This window comes from Enterobacter sp. SECR19-1250 (assembly GCF_013391025.1).
In the GTDB taxonomy this organism is placed as follows: domain Bacteria; phylum Pseudomonadota; class Gammaproteobacteria; order Enterobacterales; family Enterobacteriaceae; genus Enterobacter; species Enterobacter cloacae.
This window is the reverse complement of record NZ_JACASJ010000014.1, coordinates 1-19,496: the sequence shown is the minus strand read 5'-3', so window position 1 is coordinate 19,496 and position 19,496 is coordinate 1. Positions and strand designations below refer to the sequence as shown.

Genomic DNA, 19,496 nt, shown 5'->3' with positions numbered 1-19,496 from the left:
TCATGACCTCCTGAAAGGAAAAACCCATGACGATTTACCACTCCGTCACTGAACTGATTGGCCATACACCGGTTATCCAGCTGCATAAACTGGACACCGGCCTCTGTTCGCTGTTTCTGAAACTGGAGAACCAGAACCCGGGTGGCTCTATAAAGGACCGCGTGGCGCTGTCGATGATTAATGAAGCGGAGCGCACCGGCCAGCTGCAGCCGGGCGGCACGATTATTGAGGCCACGGCGGGGAATACCGGCCTGGGTCTGGCCCTGATCGCCGCCCAGAAAGACTATTCGCTGATCCTGGTGGTACCGGACAAAATGAGCCGCGAGAAAATCTTCCACCTTCGCGCGCTGGGTGCCCAGGTGGTACTGACGCGTTCGGACGTCAATAAGGGCCATCCCGCCTATTACCAGGATTACGCCCGGCGTCTGGCGAGTGAACTGCCCGGCGCGTTTTACATCGACCAGTTCAACAACGAAGCCAATCCGCTGGCGCACCGTACCACCACCGCGCCGGAGCTGTTTGAACAGCTTAACGGCAGGATCGACGCCATCGTGGTGGGCGTGGGGTCAGGCGGCACGCTGGGTGGCCTGCAGGCGTGGTTCGCCGAACACTCTCCGCACACGGAGTTTGTCCTCGCAGACCCGGCAGGATCGGTTCTGGCCGACCAGGTGGAAACCGGACGCTACCGCGACGCGGGCTCCTGGCTGGTTGAGGGAATTGGCGAAGACTTTATTCCGCCACTGGCCCACATTGACGGGGTGAATCGCGCCTGGCGCATCACCGACCGCGACGCGTTCGCCACCGCGCGCGAGCTGCTGAAAACGGAAGGAATTCTGGCTGGCTCCTCCAGCGGAACCCTGCTGGCAGCCGCGCTGAAGTATTGCCAGGCACAGACCACGCCGAAACGCGTGGTGACCTTCGCCTGCGACAGCGGCAACAAATACCTCTCAAAGATGTTCAACGATGACTGGATGCGCCAGCGGGGGCTGATGTCTCGCCCGCAGGCAGGCGATCTCTCTGACTACATTGCGCTGCGCCACGACGAGGGCGCCACCGTCACCGCCGCCCCGGACGACACGCTTTCCACCGTACTGGCACGCATGCGCCTGTATGACATCTCGCAGCTGCCGGTGCTGGAGAACGGCAAGGTGGTAGGCATTATTGATGAGTGGGATCTGCTGCGCCACATTGGCGGCGACGGGGCTCGCTTTGCCCTCCCCGTCACGGCGGCCATGACGCAACAGGTGGAGATTCTTGATAAGCACGCGCCGGAAAGCGCCCTGCACGCCATCTTCGACCGCGGTCTGGTGGCGGTGATTAATGACAATGACCGTTTTCTGGGTCTGATCACCCGCAGCGATCTCCTCACCGCCTGGCGCAACCGTCTACAGCAATAAGGAAACAAGAATGAAAAATCTCGCCACGCTCAGCGTACACAGCGGCCAGGTTAACGATCAACACGGCGCGGTCATGCCGCCCATTTACGCCACCTCGACGTTTGCGCAACCGTCGCCGGGGGAGCATACCGGCTACGAATATTCCCGTAGCGGCAATCCTACCCGCCATGCGCTGGAAACCGCCATCGCCGAACTGGAAGGCGGCACGCGCGGCTATGCTTTTGCCTCCGGTCTGGCCGCCATTTCCACCGTACTGGAGCTGCTGGATAAAGACAGCCATATCGTCGCCATTGATGACGTGTATGGCGGCACCTACCGTCTGATTGAAAACGTGCGCAAGCGCAGCACCGGGCTGCGGGTCAGCTGGGTAAAGCCCGACGATCTGGCCGCGCTGGAAGCCGCCATTGGTCCCCAAACGCGCATGATCTGGGTGGAGACGCCGACTAACCCGCTGCTGAAACTGGCCGACCTGGCAGCCATCGGGGCCATTGCCCGCCGCCATAACGTGATAAGCGTGGCGGATAACACCTTCGCCTCCCCGGTCATTCACCGTCCGCTGGAGCTGGGTTTTGATATCGTAGTGCACTCCGCCACTAAATACCTGAACGGCCATTCCGACGTGGTAGCCGGGCTGGCGGTGGTGGGCGATAACCCGGCGCTGGCGGAACGGTTGGGTTATCTGCAAAACGCCATCGGCGGCGTGCTCGATCCCTTCAGCAGTTTTCTGACGCTGCGCGGAATGCGTACCCTGGCTCTGCGGATGGAAAAGCACAGCAGCAACGCGCTGGCGATTGCGCAATGGCTTGCGCAGCAGCCGCAGGTTGAAAAGGTCTTCTATCCGGGGCTGGATTCGCACCCGCACTATCAGCTCGCCCGCAGGCAAATGGCGCTGCCGGGCGGGATGATTTCCGTCGTGGTGAAAGGCGATGCGCAACGTGCGACGGAGGTGATCCGCAAGCTGAAGCTGTTCACCCTCGCAGAAAGTCTCGGCGGTGTGGAAAGCCTGGTGAGTCAGCCCTACAGCATGACCCACGCCTCAATTCCGCGCGAGCAGCGTCTGGCTAACGGCATTGTGCCGCAGCTGATCCGCCTGTCCGTGGGGATCGAAGAGGCAGACGATCTGATTGCCGATCTGAGTCAGGCGCTGGAAAAATAAGCAAAAGGCGGCAGGCCCCTCGCCTGCCGCCATAAGATGTCATTATGCCTTAACGCATTGATAACAATATTATGTGAAACTGCACAGATTATTTCTGAAACACCGTTTCCATTTTCCTTTTATCTTAAAATCAGCGTATAATGCGCGCCAAATCCCTGGTGAATGGTTTCAGCGCTTGGAATACAAAAAACAACGTACAACTTCTCCTCTCCTTCGTTGGGCTGTCACTCAGGCACACTTTCTTCTGCACGCTCATTTGATGTCTCCTATCCTTAGTGCGTGTCATATACTCTTTTGCAACACAGGTTTGACTCCGCGGCGGTGCGCCCCCGGAGCGAGATTTCCATATCCTTCCCAACTTAAAGACTAAGACTGTCATGAAAAAGACGAAAATTGTTTGTACCATCGGCCCGAAAACCGAATCTGAAGAGATGCTGACCAAAATGCTGGACGCCGGCATGAACGTTATGCGTCTGAACTTCTCTCACGGTGACTACGCTGAACATGGTCAGCGTATCCAGAACTTGCGCAACGTCATGAGCAAGACCGGTAAAAAAGCCGCCATCCTGCTGGATACCAAAGGTCCTGAAATCCGCACCATCAAACTGGAAGGCGGTAACGACGTCTCCCTGAAAGCGGGCCAGACCTTCACCTTCACCACTGACAAGTCTGTGGTCGGTAACAGCGAAATCGTTGCGGTAACCTATGAAGGCTTCACCAGCGATCTGTCTGTGGGTAACACCGTGCTGGTAGACGATGGTCTGATCGGAATGGAAGTCACCGCCATCGAAGGCAACAAAGTCATCTGTAAAGTGCTGAACAACGGCGACCTGGGCGAAAACAAAGGCGTTAACCTGCCAGGCGTTTCTATCGCGCTGCCAGCACTGGCTGAAAAAGACAAGCAAGACCTGATCTTCGGCTGCGAGCAAGGCGTTGATTTCGTTGCTGCCTCCTTCATCCGTAAACGTTCCGACGTGGTTGAAATCCGTGAGCACCTGAAAGCGCACGGCGGCGAGAAGATCCAGATCATCTCCAAAATCGAAAACCAGGAAGGCCTGAATAACTTCGACGAAATCCTCGAAGCGTCTGACGGTATCATGGTTGCGCGTGGCGACTTGGGTGTTGAAATCCCGGTTGAAGAAGTGATCTTCGCGCAGAAGATGATGATCGAGAAATGTGTCCGCGCACGTAAAGTGGTTATCACTGCCACCCAGATGCTGGACTCCATGATCAAAAACCCACGTCCAACCCGCGCTGAAGCAGGCGACGTGGCGAACGCCATCCTCGACGGTACTGATGCCGTCATGCTGTCTGGCGAATCTGCGAAAGGTAAATATCCGCTGGAAGCGGTGTCCATCATGGCCACCATCTGCGAACGTACTGACCGCGTGATGACCAGCCGTCTGGACTTCAACAACGACAGCCGCAAACTGCGCATCACTGAAGCAGTCTGCCGCGGTGCGGTAGAAACGGCTGAGAAGCTGGAAGCGCCACTGATCGTGGTTGCAACGCAGGGCGGTAAATCTGCGCGTGCCGTACGTAAATACTTCCCGGATGCTACCATCCTGGCGCTGACCACCAATGAAACCACTGCGCGTCAGCTGGTGCTGAGCAAAGGTGTTGTTGCGCACCTGGTGAAAGAGATCGCCTCTACTGACGATTTCTACATTCAGGGTAAAGAACTGGCGCTGGAAAGCGGCCTGGCACAGAAAGGCGACGTGGTGGTAATGGTATCGGGTGCACTGGTACCGAGTGGTACAACCAATACCGCCTCTGTTCACGTGCTGTAATAATGTTCAAACGAATTAGTTTTTGATAAAAAGCGTCCTTCGGGGCGCTTTTTTTATTCGTGGTATTAGCCAACTCTATTCAAAAAGCAAATCGGGTTTTTCTATTTAATCGCGATTTATGTAAGATGAATCCGATGAAAAATGCCTTTTTTAACATAGCTTTTTCGACAAAAATGCCGAATTCGTTGCTTCTTTGAGCGAACGATCAAAAATAGGCGTATTCCCATCAAAAAAATATTCTCAACCCAAAAAAGTTTGTGTAATACTTGTAACGCTACATGGAGATTAACTCAATCTAGAGGGTATTAATAATGAATCGTACTAAACTGGTACTGGGCGCGGTAATCCTGGGTTCTACTCTGCTGGCAGGTTGCTCTAGCAACGCTAAAATCGATCAGCTGTCTTCTGACGTTCAGACTTTGAACGCTAAAGTTGACCAGCTGAGCAACGACGTGAACGCAATGCGTTCCGACGTTCAGGCTGCTAAAGATGACGCAGCTCGCGCTAACCAGCGTCTGGACAACCAGGCTACTAAATACCGTAAGTAATAGTACCTGTTAATAAAATGGCGCACATTGTGCGCCATTTTTTTTGCCTGCGTCAAACCCCCTACTGCGTCACCTTCTCGCCATCCTCTTCCGTTACCGCAGCAGAGACACGGCTGTTCTGCACGGACTGCACGTTGTTGCTGGCCGACGGGCCGTTAGCCGCCGATACGGCGACCGGGATCCCCGCCCGGCGCGACAAGGCTTTATCAATAAGCGCTTTGTCACTTCCTGCCTGAGAAACAAACGAGGCAAAGTCAGCGGAATGGGTAATAGGTGTAATCTGCGGGTTTTCTCCCTCCACCTGCGCCAGCGGACGATGCACTTCAATATAGCGTTTGCCATCCGGCTCGACGGAGAACTTCACCGGCTCATTAATAATCTGCACCCGTGTGCCGACCCGCACCTGTTCGAACAGGGCTTTAATGTCCGGGGCATTCATGCGCATACAGCCTGAACTCACCCGCAGACCAACGCTGTCCGGCGCACTGGTACCGTGGATCAGATATTCCCCATTGCCCACGCCTAAACGCAGTGCAAAGCGTCCCAGCGGGTTATTTGGCCCGGCGGGTACGACCGGCGGCAATTTAATGCCCTGCTCCAGAGAGCGCGCTCTGATGCCCGGCGTCGGGGTCCAGGTTGGATTAGGGATCTTCTGACTCACGCGGGTCGTCGTGACCGGCGTCTCCAGCCCCAGCTGTCCAATCCCCAGCGGGAAAACCTGAACAATATTTCCCCCCGGCGGATAGTAGTAAAGCCGTAACTCGGCCAGGTTCACCACAATACCTTCGCGTGGCGTGTCCGGAAGCAGCATCTGGGATGGAATGGTAATCACCGTTCCCGGCGCAGGGTTTACCGGCGCAATGGTATTATTGGTTTCAAGGAGGAGCTGTGCCGCAGTATTAAACCGACGTGCGATGGTCTGAAGTTTGGTATCCCCTTCCTGTATTGTGTAGGTTTGATTTTGCCCAATCAGACGGCTGCCTGCGGGCGGTAACGGATAATCCATCGCACTGGCCGAATTAAGAGCGCCGAGCGAACCAAGGAGTAAGAGTGTTATTAGAGACGCGCGCTTCATGCTGAGATTCCTTATTCACTGACAGAACGCCAGAAAGCTGAAAAACCAGCGAGGCGGGAACCACCTCGCGAAACAGAATGAATGCTGTCCTGTAAGTCTAGCTAATGATTGCAGCTTTGGCGCGGATGGCGCGAATCATCGCTTCCAGCCCCTGGGAGCGGGACGGGGTGAGGTGTTGGGTCAGGGCCATTTTTTCAAACCACGGGCGCACATCAAAGGCGACAATATCCTGCGCGAACATCTGGTGGTAGAGAATAAAGACCACGGCGATAAGCCCTTTCACAATCGCGGCATCGCTGTCGCCGTGCAATTCAATCGTACCGTCGCCCTTTTGCTCCATCACAATCCACACCTGGCTCTGGCAGCCCTGAATAATATTATCCGGGTTATGCGCCTCTTCACTGAGCGGCGGCAAACGCTGCCCCAGCTCAATAATATAGAGATACTTTTCTTCCCAGTTTGCGCAACGTCCGAAGTTACGCAGTAATTTATCTTTGTCCGGCAACTCTGCCATTGTTCGCTTCTCCGTTAGCCCAGCAACTGGTGAATGCGTTTTAGCCCCGCCACCAGCCTGTCGACCTCTTCCGTTGTGTTGTACATCACCAGCGACGCGCGGCACATTGCCGGGACCTGATAAAATGCCATCAGCGGCATGGCACAGTGGTGCCCCGTACGCACGGCCACGCCATAGTTATCGAGGAAACTGCCCACGTCATAGGCATGGTGTTTTCCCAGATTGAACGCAATCACGCCCTGCCGGTTAGCCGGGCCATACAGGGTCAACTCGGGCACGCTGGCAAGCTCCTGCAGCGCGTAGTGCATCAGCATCTGCTCATACTCCTGGATGGCCTCAAGGCCAATGGAGGAGACATAAGAGAGAGCAGCCCCAAGCCCGATAATCCCGCCGGTATTGGGCGTACCAGCCTCAAAACGCCACGGCGCGCGCGCGTAGGTGGTCCCTTCCGACAGGCTGACGGTGGCGATCATCGAGCCGCCCCCTTCCCACGGCGGCATGGCCTGCAAAATATCGTCTTTCACATACAACACGCCGATCCCGGTTGGGCCATAAAGCTTATGCCCGGAGAAGACGTAAAAATCGCAGTCCAGCGCCTGAACATCCACCGCGTGATGCATCACCGCCTGAGCGCCATCAATCAGGATCTTCGCGCCCGCCCGGTGGGCTTTTTCGACGATCTCTGCCACCGGGTTTTCGGTGCCCAGCACGTTAGAGACCTGGGTTATCGCCACCAGCCGCGTGCGGTCGTCCAGCAGGGCATCAAGGTGCTCAAGCTGGAGCGTGCCGTCCTGATTCAACGGGATCACCCGTAGCCCGGCACCCACACGCTCACAGAGCATCTGCCACGGCACGATATTGGCGTGGTGTTCCATCTCGGTGATGATGATGTTATCGCCCGCGTGAACCTGCGTACTGCCCCAGCTGTTGGCGACAAGGTTGATCCCTTCCGTCGTGCCGCGCACAAACACCAGTTCTTCCGGCGAGCGCGCATTCAGAAAAGCGGCCACCTGGGTGCGGACGTTCTCCATACGCTGGGTCGCCTCTGCGCTCAGCGTATGAATACCGCGATGCACGGCGGCGTAACCGTGGCGGTAGAATTCGGCTTCTGCATCCACCACCTGATTCGGTTTTTGCGCGCTGGCTGCACTGTCGAGATAGGCCAGCGGCAGTCCATTCACTTCACGGGTCAGAACCGGGAAATCGGCCCGTACTTTCTCTACGGGAAAACTCATGCTTCGCCTCCAGGCAGACGCTGACCAATACGGGTCAGCACCTGCTGTTTTAACAGGCCATCGTCCAGCGCCTCCGTCAGCTCTGCGGCAAAGGCGTAGATAATCATTTTCTGCGCCGCCTGCTGGTCAATACCGCGCGAACGCAAATAGAACATCTGTTCATCGTCAATGCGCCCGACCGTGGCGCCGTGGCTACATTTGACGTCGTCGGCATAGATCTCCAGCTGCGGCTTGGTGTCCACTTCTGCCAGGCGCCCCAGCAGCAGGTTGTTGTTGGTCATCTGCCCGTCGGTCTTAATGGCGTGTTGCGCCACATTGATCAGACCGTTAAACACCGCGCGGCCTTTGTCGCTGACAATGGTTTTGTGCAGCTGGCGGCTGTTGCAGTAGCCTTTGTTGTGCTCAAGCCAGGTCCGCGTATCACACACTTCCGATTTGACCGGCATCGCCAGGCTGTTGATGCGCAGGGTGGCGTTCTCGCCGTTAAGCTGCGTACTGGTATTGTGACGCAGTACCGCGCCCCCCAGCAGGAAGCTGTGGCTGTATGCCGCTGCATCTTGTCCAAGCAGGATATCGTTATGCGCAAAGTGGTGACTCTGCGGGTTCTCGAATGCCAGCTTGATATGGTGCAGCTGAGCGTTGGCGGCGACATTCATCGTCAGGCGCGCCCCGGTAAAGTGGCGGGTATCGTTGAGGCTGACGTAATGTTCAATGATCGTGGCTTCCGCCCCCTCCGCCAGCTCCAGATGGTGGCGATAGTGCGCAGTATTGATTTCATCGCCGTCCAGGCCCTGGGTGATGTGCATCAGCAGCAGCGGTTTCGCCGGGCGCTGGTTTCGCTTCACGTGAATCTGCGTCACACTCTGCGCCAGGCTCTCGGTAAGGTGCAGAAAGATCTCCGGCTGCACGGGTGCCGTCAGGCTCTGGCGCTCATCATTAATGGTGATCGTATAACCGCTCTCGTCGGTGCTGTCGCTCAGATCAGGACGGAACTGGCCGTCGACAAACACCAGGCGCAGGGCATCCACATTCAGCGCCAGTGCATCGCGCTGCGTCGGTGTGATATCCGCCCGTTGCGAGACAAATTCAGCGTTCAGCAGGCCCTCAAGCGGCGTGTACTTCCAGTTCTCATGTTTACGCGTGGGTAAACCGAGGCGCAGCATCTGTTGCAGGTGATGTTGTGCCTGCTCAGAACGCCTTCCGCCCTGCGCTTCAAACAGGCGGTGCCACTGCTGGAGCGCATTACTGCTGTTCGGTAAGCCAGCCATAACCCTGCTCCTCCAGTTGTTTGACCAGCGTGAAATCACCGGATTTCACAATGCGCCCCTGGTAAAGCACGTGGACGTAATCCGGTTTGATGTAGTCAAGGATACGCTGATAGTGGGTAACGATAATGAATGACCGTTTGCCGTCGCGCAGAGAATTCACCCCGTCGGCGACAATCTTGAGGGCATCGATATCCAGACCGGAATCGGTCTCATCCAGAATGCACAGTTCAGGTTCAAGCACCGCCATCTGCAGAATGTCGTTGCGCTTCTTCTCGCCGCCGGAGAAACCGACGTTTACCGAGCGGGTCAGCAGATCTTCCGGCATTTTCAGCAGCTTGATCTTCTCTTCCATCAGGTCCTGAAAATCAAAACGATCCAGCGCCTCCAGGCCACGGTATTTGCGTACCGCGTTGAGCGCCGTTTGCAGGAAGAACTGATTACTGACGCCCGGAATTTCGACCGGATACTGGAAAGCCATAAAGATGCCCTCCCCCGCGCGCTCTTCCGGCGACATCTCCAGCAAATCTTTGCCGTTAAACTCCACCGAGCCGTTGGTCACTTCGTAATCTTCGCGTCCCGCCAGCGTCGCTGAAAGCGTACTTTTCCCGGAGCCATTCGGCCCCATAATGGCGTGGACTTCACCCGGCTTGACGTCAAAATTGAGGCCACGCAGGATGGCTTTGTCTTCCACGCTAACCTGTAAATCTTTAATACTTAACATGTGCTTTCCTTAACCGACGCTGTGTTCAAGACTAATGGCGAGGAGTTTCTGGGCTTCAACGGCAAATTCCAGCGGCAGTTCAGAGAACACGTCCTTACAGAAGCCGTTGACAATCATCGAGATGGCATCTTCTTCACTGATCCCGCGCTGCAGGCAGTAGAAAAGCTGATCTTCCCCGATACGCGACGTTGTCGCCTCATGCTCAAGCTGGGCGCTATTGTTGCGACACTCCACGTACGGGAAGGTATGCGCGCCGCAGTCTGCGCCAATCAGCATGGAGTCACACTGGGTAAAGTTTCGCGCGTTGGTGGCTGTTGGCATGATTTTCACCAGCCCGCGATAGCTGTTCTGGCTGTGTCCGGCGGAGATACCTTTTGAGATGATGGTCGATTTGGTGTTTTTACCAATGTGGATCATCTTGGTGCCGGTATCCGCCTGCTGATGACCGCTGGTCAGCGCAACGGAATAAAACTCGCCGATGGAGTTATCCCCGCGCAAAATACAGCTCGGGTACTTCCAGGTAATGGCCGAACCGGTTTCAGACTGGGTCCAGGACATCTTGCTGTTTTCGCCTTCACACAGCGCACGCTTGGTGACGAAGTTGAGGATACCGCCGGTATTACCGTCGCCCGGGAACCAGTTCTGCACCGTGGAGTATTTCACTTCGGCGTCTTTATGGATGATGACTTCAACCACCGCGGCGTGGAGCTGGTAGCTGTCGCGCACCGGCGCGGAACACCCTTCGATGTAGCTGACGTAGCTGCCTTCGTCCGCCACCAGAATGGTGCGCTCGAACTGGCCGGTCTTTTCCGCGTTGATGCGGAAATAGGTCGACAGCTCCATTGGACAACGTACCCCTTTCGGCACGTAGATGAAGGTGCCGTCTGAGGCGACCGCTGCGTTGAGCGCCGCGAAGAAGTTGTCGTTAGACGGCACCACGGTGCCAATGTACTTTTTCACCAGTTCCGGGTGATCGTGGATCGCTTCGCCGAAAGAACAGAAAATGATCCCCTGTTCTGCCAGCTTCTCACGGTAGGTGGTTGCCACCGAGACAGAGTCAAAAATGGCGTCCACCGCCACCTCTTTCCCTTCGCGAACCGGCACGCCAAGCTGGTTAAACGCCTCTTCCACCTCTTTACTCAGGAAGCTATTATCCGCCCCGGTTTGCTGTACCGCGCCGGGCTGCGAGGCGCAGGTGTCGTCACAGCTGCCGCAGGAAGGTGCAGAGTAGTAGCTGTAATCCTGATAATTTAACTTATCGTAGTGGGCTTTCAGCCAGTGCGGCTCTTCCATCTCCAGCCAGGCCCGGTAAGCGCTCAGGCGGAATTCCAGCATCCACTCCGGCTCGTTACGTTTGGCTGAAATTGCGCGCACGACATCTTCATTGATGCCCTTCGCCAGTTCATCAGTTTGCAGCTGGGTGAAGAACCCCTCTTTATAGTTGAGGTGTCCGCCGCTCCAGGTATTTACTTCACTCGTTGCTTCAGTATTACGAGACATAGTACCGCCTATACCCCAAAGCTTTCGCCGCAGCCACATTCGTTCTGGGCTTTCGGGTTATGAAATTTGAATAACTGGTTTAAACCTTCACGCACGTAGTCCACTTCGGTGCCGTCGATAAACGGCATCGCCTGAAGCGCGACATACAGTTTTGCGCCATCCGTTTCAAACACCAGATCATCTTTTTCGGGTTCGGTGACGGTGTCGAGCACATAACCAAACCCCGCGCAGCCGGTCTGCTTGACCCCTAAACGCACACCGAGGATCTCTGGCTTTTTCGCCACCAGCTCATGAATATGTGCCGCCGCCGCTGGCGTGAGCGTTAAACCGCGCCAGGCGAAATCGGCAGGGTTAAAGGTTTCTGAATGCAGTTCCATAGGTCCACCTCATCTGATAAGCCATCAGGGCATAACACCATGTTAGTGATAACGATTATCACTTCAACCCTCTGACAGCAGGGGCATTAGGCTTAATCGCCCTTTTTGCCTGGTTTTATTAAGCATAGACCCTGTGAGAGGATGCAGGCGGGATGGATTTAATTGTTCAATGCATTGATTAATAATGCATTTCGCTGCGTCGTTCGTCTGATTAAAAGGAAAAGCAAAATATGCATCGGAAATGCCTATTTTTGAGATAGCTTTTGCGCAGGACAGGACAGAAAGAAAAAAAGGCCCTCAAGGCCTCTGATGATTAATGATGAAAGGCGACGGAAAAACCCTGTTCACGCCAGTGATCGAGCTGTTCCTGCTGACGGGGCGTGGGCGATTTTCCCGTCCATACAAAGAGTTTCTGCCCGGGGAAGAGTTCGGGACGCGGTGAATCAATCGGCTCTGCCAGCACGTCGATATGCCAGCCCTTATTGGCTAAGCGCGCGGCTTCAAGCCACAGATGAGTGCGGTCGTCGCACTCCCAACCGATGAGCAACGCATCTTTACCAGCTTTTTTACGCGATTCTGCCAGGCTTGCCACGGCGAATTCGATCAGCACACCATCAAACAGGCTCGCCATGTGGCGCACCGTATTTTGATCCTGATTCATGCGCTGCCTTACGGGGGTAATAATGTTGTCGATCAACGCATCCATGGCGTGATCGCGGCGAAACTCGCCAATTTTTGCGCGCAGTTTTGCCGGGCTGGCATAGCGCAAAACGGTCATCATCTCTTCCTGGAAAGCGGCCCAGTTACCCTGGGTCATCACTTCCTTGTTCTCCAGCAAGGCTTTTACTTTCCCCACCGAAACGCCTGATTTCATCAGACGTTTGATCTCTTCAATACGCAGGATATCCTCGTCGTCGAACTGACGATGACCCCCTTCGCTGCGCTGCGGCTTCAACAAACCATAACGGCGCTGCCAGGCACGCAGCGTAACGGGGTTGATACCGCATCGTTCGGCGACTTCGCCGATACTGTAATAGGCCATTAACTCCCTCACGCTCAATACTTCCATACCCAACCACAGCAACCTTATCAGATTGTACAAGCTATTTGTATAACTAAGACCTCAGTTTGAAACAGGTGAATGGTGAGGACACCATCCACGCCGTTAACTCTATTGTTGTCTAAATTCCGCCTTCCGTACAGTTAACTCTGCCAAAGGTTGTACAGCATTATCACAATCCAGACTTTTTCTCGGGCCACGAAATTGCCGGAATGCCGCCATGTCGGGGGCTGGCAAACAGATGCCCCTGGAACTGGGAAATTCCCGCAGATTCCAGCCACATCCACTCCTCAGCCTTCTCCACGCCAACGGCGCAGAACTGAATTTCCAGCGAGGAACAGCACTTGATAATCGCCTGAATGATGGCCTGACGCGGACCGCTTTTATGCACATCCAGCACCAGATCGCGATTAATCTTAATTCTGTCCGGCTGGAACTGGGCCAGCAACTGCAGCCCGGCAAAACCGGCCCCGAAGTGATCGATCGTCACGCTGATACCGGCACTTTTTAACTGCCGGACCGAATGGGTAAACTCATCGAAGCGCGAGATGGCTTCACTTTCGGTGAATTCCACCACAATTTGCTCCGGCACAAAGCCGTTCGCGTCGATAGCGGTGAGCAGGAAATCGACGGCATGCGGGACATTGACCAGCGTCATGGGCAACAGGTTAATCGACAGCGTCTGATTCTGTAGCCCCAGCGCACTGGCCATGGAGAGCGCAACCTGTTTGCTGTGCAAATCTGCTGCGTAGACCTCTTCACGCGGAAGAGCCGCAAAATAGGCCCGTGGCGAGTCGCCGGATGGCGTGCGCAGCAGTGCTTCCCAGGAGACCACCTCCTGCATAAAGGGATCCACAATCGGCTGAAACGCAAAGCTGCAGTCTGCCCCTTTTGCTACCACCGGCGGTTGTGCGGATAACGGCGTCTCCTCGGGGATAAAATCCCAGGCATCGGCGGGCGGCAATTCAAAATAGTTGGCCTTCTCGGTTGCCTCAACGAACGTGCGGAAGAATTGCAGCGGACGATCGTTATAGGTCAGCTGATAGCGGGTCGTGCCCTTATTAAGCACCTGCTGAAGAACATCTTCCCGGTCGAAGTGACGCAAATCAAAGAGCTCCATCCCAACATTGCCAAAACGCCGGGAAGGTCCGTGATCGCGCATCAGTTCCACCACATTGTGGTGACGCGGATCGCGGCAGATCTGCTCATAAATGGCGGTCACGTTTTCGACTGGCCCTTCGAGCAACTGAAAAAAGTGCGTGCCGTTAAACAACAGGATCCCCGTGACGTCGGATTGTCGGTTTTTACTATCTGCAGCAGCGACCATGGTTTCCAGCGCTTTCACCGGAACGTCATCGCAGATATGGCTGCGGTATATGATGGTTGTCAGCATGCTTTTCCTGGAGGGGTTAGGGGTTTGGCCACGAAAACGCGTGGATAGAGTTCTGTTATAGCATATTAATTGTCAGGCAAATAATTTACGTCTCAATGATTTAGGACGTTTATGACCCGAGTTTTCGATGTTGTACAACTTAACCACGACGCTTCAAGTTGTACAATATATTCTGTTACGATACCGTTACAAACTCCACCAATAACCCTCTGAAATATAAAAAGTTTATAAAATATATCATAAAATATTTAAAAATCTGTACATTTTTAATGTACAGATTTGTGATTTGTGTATACCTTAAATGTAACGTTAGTGATTACTAAATTTTACAGGAGCGAAACATGCAACAGAACGGTTACGTCGCAGATTCTGCCGCCGCTATTGCGCAGTACTTCGAAAAAGCCGCGCTTCCAACGCAACAGGAAACGCTGGGTGAAGTTGTGGTTGAAATTCTTAGCGACGGGCGAAACCTCAACCGCAAGTCGCTCTGCACCAAACTCTTAAGTCGCCTCGAAAAGGCCGAAGGGCCGGAAGAGGAACAGCATTACCACATGCTGCTTGGTTTGCTCTTCGAACGGTAACGTTATGAATCGCAGTGACGCTGAAAGACTCACAGACCAGCTTATCGGTGAAGCCGTGCTTTCCCTCCTGAAAGAACGGGGGCCACTGACGACCGATTCTCTGGTACAGCGTCTGCGTAAAATGCAAATACATGAAAAGGATCCCCGGCGGCGGGAGACACTGGCGAGGGTGATAGCCGACATCGGCTCAAAAAACAGCGCCTTTATACGTCGCAGAACCGCGCAAGGACGACCAATCAGAGAGGGATCTCTCAAGGATAACAGAGACAATGTAGTGCCGTTATTTGGTGATGGAAAACCGTCCAATCCCAGGAAAATACATTGACTGCAATTTAACAGCTACGGTGAGAACAAATGAGACAGAATATTCAGCCACAACCCGAATACCATTCGGCTTTTCTGGACAGCGCTTTGTCGGAGTATTTCCGCCACGCTGGCGATCGTTTTGCTGAAGAATCCGCGATTTTTTCTACTGCAGTACGTTGTGTCCTGGCCACGGAAGGTCACCTTACCAACAAAGCGATCATTCTCTGGCTGATCCAGACGCTGGAAGCGACGGATGACGTGGTTCAGGCCGACGTCATTCGTAAAACGCTGGAAATTGTTGTGGGTTACACAATGGACGACCTTTAAAATCAGCTAACGTGTCATCGTCATAACTGTCGACCAGCCTGACGATGACACCCCTCCCCCCTCATAACACCCTGTAAAACACGCATCGTAAAGATGGCACACTTCCTGCTTACTCCTCTTTACGGGATCGGGCTCTCCGGTCATCTTGCTTCATTTCTTAACAGGTCTGTTATTGATGAAAAAAATCGCCAGCGTCTGCCCTTACTGTGGTGCAGGCTGTAAATTAAACCTCGTTGTTGAAGATAACCGTATTATCCGTGCCGAAGCCGCAGACGGCGTAACCAATCAGGGCACCTTGTGCCTGAAAGGCTTTTACGGCTGGGACTTCCTTAACGATACCCGATTGCTCACCCCTCGCCTGACGCAACCGATGATCCGCTACCACAAAGGCGAACCCTTTACCCCGGTCACCTGGGACGAGGCCATTCGTTATACCGCCAACAAGCTTAAAAACATAAAAGCGCAGTTCGGCCCGCGGTCCATCATGACCACCGGCTCTTCCCGGGGGACGGGCAATGAAACCAACTATGTGATGCAGAAATTCGCCCGTGCAGTACTCCATACCAACAACGTGGACTGCTGCGCACGCGTCTGCCACGGGCCTTCCGTGGCGGGTTTGCAGGAAACGCTGGGCAACGGCGCGATGAGTAATTCCATTAACGACATTGAACACTCAAAATGCCTGCTGGTTTTCGGATACAACTGCGCCGATTCCCATCCTATTGTCGCCCGCCGCGTGCTGAAAGCCCGTGAGAACGGTGCGAAAATTATCGTCTGCGATCCGCGTCGGATTGAAACAGCCCGCATTGCCGACCAACATCTGCAACTGAAAAACGGCAGCAATATGGCACTGGTTAACGCCTTTGGCTATGTGCTGCTGGAAGAGGAGTTGTACGACAAAAACTACGTCGCACGCTTCACGGAGGGGCTTGAGGCCTACCGGCAGACGGTGAAAGAGTACGCGCCAGAGAAGGTCGAACATCTGACCGGCATACCCGCCCACGATGTCCGCCAGGCGATGCGCACTTTCGCAGCGGCCCCTTCCGCGACCGTGATGTGGGGAATGGGCGTCACACAGTTTGGTCAGGCCGTAGATGTGGTAAAAGGGCTTTCGAGTCTGGCGCTGTTAACCGGTAATCTTGGTCGCCCTGCCGTCGGCGTCGGTCCCGTTCGCGGACAAAATAACGTGCAGGGAGCGTGTGACATGGGCGTATTGCCCAATATGTTCCCCGGCTATCAGGACGTGACGGACCCGGCTGTCAGGCAGAAGTTCGCCGATGCCTGGGGAATTGACGTTACGGTAATGGACGATCGCGTCGGCACGCGTATTACCGAGGTGCCGCATCTCGCCCTGGAAGGTAAAGTCAAAGCCTATTACATCATGGGGGAAGACCCGCTGCAGACCGAGGCCGACCTGGGCCTGGTGCGCAGCGGCTTTGAGGCGCTCGACTTTGTGGTGGTACAGGACATCTTCATGACCAAAACGGCGGAAGTGGCGGATGTTCTGTTACCCGCCACCTCGTGGGGCGAACACGGGGGCGTCTTTACCTGTGCCGATCGTGGCTTCCAGCGTTTCGGCAAGGCCATTGAGGCCAGCGGCAACGTAAAACGCGACTGGGAGATCATCAGCCTGCTGGCGACAGAAATGGGCTATCCGATGCACTACACCTCAAACCAGCAGATCTGGGATGAGATGCGCGCGCTGTGTCCGCTGTTCTACGGCGTAACATACGCAAAAATGGGCGAAATGGGCCATGTCCAGTGGCCATGCCCAACGCTCGATCACCCCGGCACACCGTACCTGTACAAAGATAATCACTTCGACACGCCAACCGGCAAAGGGCAACTGTTTGCCGCGCCCTGGCGAGCGCCCGCTGAAACACCTGACGAAGACTATCCTCTGGTGCTCTGCACGGTGCGCGAAGTGGGACATTACTCCTGTCGTTCCATGACCGGGAACTGCGCCGCGCTGCAAAGCCTGGCCGACGAACCGAGTCGGGTGCAATTGAACCCGGCGGATGCGGAACAACGCGGTATCACTGACGGGCAACTGGTCTGGGTGCGTTCGCGCCGCGGTAAAGTGATTACCCGCGCCAGCCTCAGCGAACGCATCAACCCCGGGGCTGTATATATGACCTATCAGTGGTGGATTGGTGCCTGCAACGAACTGACGCAGGATAATCTCGATCCCATCTCTAAAACGCCGGAAACGAAGTATTGTGCGGTACAGCTGGACGCCATTGAGGATCAACGCTGGGCTGAGGACTTTGCGGCATCGGCGTACCAGTCCATGAAGTCTCGGCTGATCAGTGCGGTGAATGTCTGAGAAAATGCCGGGTGGCGCTGCGCTTACCCGGCCTACGTTACGGGCGTTTATCCAATCAACAGCAGGCAGGATAAAACATCGCCGCCATTGATTTTATCAATCGCAGCGTCCATGCGGGCATCAATGGTGGTATTGTGCATGGCCTTTTCGGAGAGGCTGGCGATGGTTTTCATTACCACCTGTTGGTCGAGTTCGCCCTGCATCGATCTCACGCTGAGGATGAATTTGATATAGAAAAAGTCCAGCACGATACGATAAAACTGACGCATCATCGTCGCCATGTTTTTGCCGGGGAAATAGCTGCTGTAGAGTTTGTACAGCAGGTAATTGCGTAACACGTAAGGTTCTGACAAACAGGAATCCTCACATAATTTGTGCCACTGCTGATTAATCGCGTCGAATTTTGTCTCCAGTTCCGCCGCGTCGCTAATACCGGCAACATCCAGGTATGCGGCAATTTGCTGATGCCCTTCAAGAATAAAACCGTCCCGGGCTGAATCCTTCGCCACATTTGTGCCCATTACGGACAACGCCAGATATTTCATCGCGTTTGACTTCGCCAGATGACCGGAATCCATCAGCGATTTTCCGCTTTGCAACTCATTGAGAAGCGCTTCGTAGAAATTTTCCACTTCAGCAAATTTATTATGCAGATCGACGTTAACGTGCTGGAGACAAAGAATAAACTGCGCCAGCGCCATCAAATTTTCTTCTATATTACGGGATGGCGACTGGATTAAATTCCAGGCGAAAAGATGGATCACCTGTTGAGTCTGCGAGACAGACTGGCGCTGCCCAATCAAATTGGTTTTATAGCCCGCCACCAGCTCATCCTGCTCCTGAAGCAGCATCGCATCCGGGTCAAACAGCACCCGCCGCACCACCTCCGGGCAGGAGAGCGTCATCGTGTGCCGTGTCTCATCCTGGTAGCGAGTTGAACTCCGGGGGTAAGTGCTGCAGGTATGCGAGAGCGCCTCTTCACCTAAATCGCGATGAACCATGCAGAGCTTGTTTTCATCGATAAAAGGACAGTCCCCTTTTTCGTTTAACTTCACTCTGGAGTAGCTGTTCTTACCCTTTCTCTGCAGGATAAGGTTCTTTTTGGCAATGGCGGCAATCTCTATGTGCGGGGAGAGAACGTATTTCTGATGGGTTTTCTTGTCGATAGCGATTGTCCAGCCACGACAACATGACATTAAGCATTCTGGGACTTTGTTGAATAAATCGAACTTTTGCTGAGTTGAAGGATCAGATCACGCATCTTCCCGACAACGCAGACCGTTCCGTGGCAAAGCAAAAGTTCAAAATCACCAACTGGCCCACCTACAATAAAGCCCTCATCAACCGTGGCTCCATAACTTTCTGGCTGGATGATGAAGCTATTCAGGCCTGGTATGAGTCGGCAACGCCTTCATCACGGGGAAGACCTCAGCGCTATTCTGATCTCGCCATCACCACCGTTCTGGTCATTAAACGCGTGTTCAGGTTGACCCTGCGGGCTGCACAGGGTTTTATTGATTCCATTTTTACACTGATGAATGTTCCGTTGCGCTGCCCGGATTACACCAGTGTCAGCAAGCGCGCAAAGTCGGTTAATGTCAGTTTCAAAACGTTCACCCGGGGTGAAATCGCGCATCTGGTGATTGATTCCACCGGGCTGAAGGTCTTTGGTGAAGGCGAATGGAAAGTCAAAAAACACGGCAAAGAACGCCGTCGTATATGGCGAAAGTTGCATCTGGCAGTTGACAGCAAAACACATGAAATCATCTGTGCAGACCTGTCGCTGAACAATGTGACGGACTCAGAAGCCTTCCCGGGTCTTATCCGGCAGACTCACAGAAAAATCAGGGCAGCATCGGCAGACGGCGCTTACGACACCCGGCTCTGTCACGATGAACTGCGGCGTAAGAAAATCAGCGCGC

General features: G+C 54.5%; 19 protein-coding genes. 9 read left to right on the top strand and 10 right to left on the bottom strand.

Translation table 11 applies throughout. The features are described from left to right. The first annotated feature begins 26 nt into the window (after positions 1-26). From HX884_RS05795 to lpp, 4 genes are all read left to right on the top strand, one after another. Positions 27-1,397: a pyridoxal-phosphate dependent enzyme gene (locus HX884_RS05795; RefSeq protein ID WP_178327835.1), complete on the top strand. Its 1,371-nt coding sequence runs from the start codon at positions 27-29 to the stop codon at positions 1,395-1,397. A gap of 10 nt (positions 1,398-1,407) precedes the next feature. Continuing rightward, positions 1,408-2,553 carry a PLP-dependent aspartate aminotransferase family protein gene (locus HX884_RS05790; RefSeq protein ID WP_029883873.1) on the top strand — a complete coding sequence of 382 codons (1,146 nt, stop codon included), beginning with the start codon at positions 1,408-1,410 and terminating at the stop codon, positions 2,551-2,553. 377 nt (positions 2,554-2,930) lie between these two features. After that, positions 2,931-4,343: a pyruvate kinase PykF gene (gene pykF / locus HX884_RS05785; protein WP_013096950.1), complete on the top strand. Its 1,413-nt coding sequence runs from the start codon at positions 2,931-2,933 to the stop codon at positions 4,341-4,343. 311 nt (positions 4,344-4,654) lie between these two features. Continuing rightward, positions 4,655-4,891 (top strand): murein lipoprotein Lpp, encoded by a 237-nt coding sequence (gene lpp / locus HX884_RS05780; protein WP_001082307.1) that lies wholly within the window; start codon positions 4,655-4,657, stop codon positions 4,889-4,891. Between the two features lie 61 nt (positions 4,892-4,952). Here lpp and HX884_RS05775 read toward each other — a convergent pair whose 3' ends face one another. From HX884_RS05775 to HX884_RS05735, 9 genes are all read right to left on the bottom strand, one after another. Next, a complete protein-coding gene (locus HX884_RS05775) occupies positions 4,953-5,966 on the bottom strand; it encodes a L,D-transpeptidase family protein (RefSeq protein WP_040019821.1) in 1,014 nt (337 codons plus the stop codon). 97 nt (positions 5,967-6,063) lie between these two features. Beyond that, positions 6,064-6,480, bottom strand: a complete 417-nt coding sequence (gene sufE / locus HX884_RS05770; RefSeq protein WP_178327834.1) for a cysteine desulfuration protein SufE — start codon at positions 6,478-6,480, stop codon at positions 6,064-6,066. A 14-nt stretch (positions 6,481-6,494) separates the two neighbouring features. Then, positions 6,495-7,715 (bottom strand): cysteine desulfurase SufS, encoded by a 1,221-nt coding sequence (gene sufS / locus HX884_RS05765; protein WP_178327833.1) that lies wholly within the window; start codon positions 7,713-7,715, stop codon positions 6,495-6,497. Next, complete coding sequence (gene sufD, locus HX884_RS05760; RefSeq protein ID WP_178327832.1) at positions 7,712-8,983, bottom strand: Fe-S cluster assembly protein SufD; 1,272 nt, start codon at positions 8,981-8,983, stop codon at positions 7,712-7,714. The genes sufS and sufD overlap by 4 nt, the downstream gene beginning before the upstream one ends. Next, entirely contained in the window at positions 8,958-9,704 is a 747-nt protein-coding gene (gene sufC, locus HX884_RS05755; RefSeq protein WP_013096955.1) for a Fe-S cluster assembly ATPase SufC, read from the bottom strand. The genes sufD and sufC overlap by 26 nt, the downstream gene beginning before the upstream one ends. Positions 9,705-9,713: 9 nt before the next feature. Then, the gene (gene sufB / locus HX884_RS05750) at positions 9,714-11,204 is read right to left on the bottom strand and encodes a Fe-S cluster assembly protein SufB (protein ID WP_013096956.1); all 1,491 of its coding nucleotides are present in this window, start codon (positions 11,202-11,204) and stop codon (positions 9,714-9,716) included. An 8-nt stretch (positions 11,205-11,212) separates the two neighbouring features. Beyond that, positions 11,213-11,581 (bottom strand): Fe-S cluster assembly scaffold SufA, encoded by a 369-nt coding sequence (gene sufA, locus HX884_RS05745; RefSeq protein WP_008500631.1) that lies wholly within the window; start codon positions 11,579-11,581, stop codon positions 11,213-11,215. A 313-nt stretch (positions 11,582-11,894) separates the two neighbouring features. Then, positions 11,895-12,623, bottom strand: coding sequence for a MerR family transcriptional regulator (locus HX884_RS05740; protein WP_013096958.1), 729 nt, complete (start codon positions 12,621-12,623; stop codon positions 11,895-11,897). A 190-nt stretch (positions 12,624-12,813) separates the two neighbouring features. Beyond that, positions 12,814-14,034, bottom strand: a complete 1,221-nt coding sequence (locus HX884_RS05735) for a diguanylate phosphodiesterase (protein ID WP_013096959.1) — start codon at positions 14,032-14,034, stop codon at positions 12,814-12,816. Between the two features lie 341 nt (positions 14,035-14,375). On the opposite strand from HX884_RS05735, the gene ycgZ reads away from it, so the two are divergent. From ycgZ to fdhF, 4 genes are all read left to right on the top strand, one after another. Beyond that, positions 14,376-14,615 (top strand): regulatory protein YcgZ, encoded by a 240-nt coding sequence (gene ycgZ, locus HX884_RS05730; RefSeq protein WP_013096960.1) that lies wholly within the window; start codon positions 14,376-14,378, stop codon positions 14,613-14,615. A gap of 4 nt (positions 14,616-14,619) precedes the next feature. Then, complete coding sequence (locus tag HX884_RS05725) at positions 14,620-14,940, top strand: hypothetical protein (RefSeq protein WP_029883869.1); 321 nt, start codon at positions 14,620-14,622, stop codon at positions 14,938-14,940. Positions 14,941-14,969: 29 nt separating this feature from the next. Next, positions 14,970-15,248, top strand: a complete 279-nt coding sequence (locus HX884_RS05720; RefSeq protein ID WP_013096961.1) for a biofilm development regulator YmgB/AriR family protein — start codon at positions 14,970-14,972, stop codon at positions 15,246-15,248. Between the two features lie 175 nt (positions 15,249-15,423). After that, entirely contained in the window at positions 15,424-17,574 is a 2,151-nt protein-coding gene (gene fdhF, locus HX884_RS05715; protein ID WP_178327831.1) for a formate dehydrogenase subunit alpha, read from the top strand. A 47-nt stretch (positions 17,575-17,621) separates the two neighbouring features. Here the strand turns inward: fdhF and fliB are convergent, their stop codons facing one another. Further along, positions 17,622-18,770: a flagellin lysine-N-methylase gene (gene fliB / locus HX884_RS05710; RefSeq protein ID WP_249166300.1), complete on the bottom strand. Its 1,149-nt coding sequence runs from the start codon at positions 18,768-18,770 to the stop codon at positions 17,622-17,624. 44 nt (positions 18,771-18,814) lie between these two features. On the opposite strand from fliB, the gene HX884_RS05705 reads away from it, so the two are divergent. Next, positions 18,815-19,496 (top strand): IS5 family transposase (locus HX884_RS05705; RefSeq protein ID WP_072223390.1); only part of this gene is annotated, 682 nt, incomplete at its 3' end.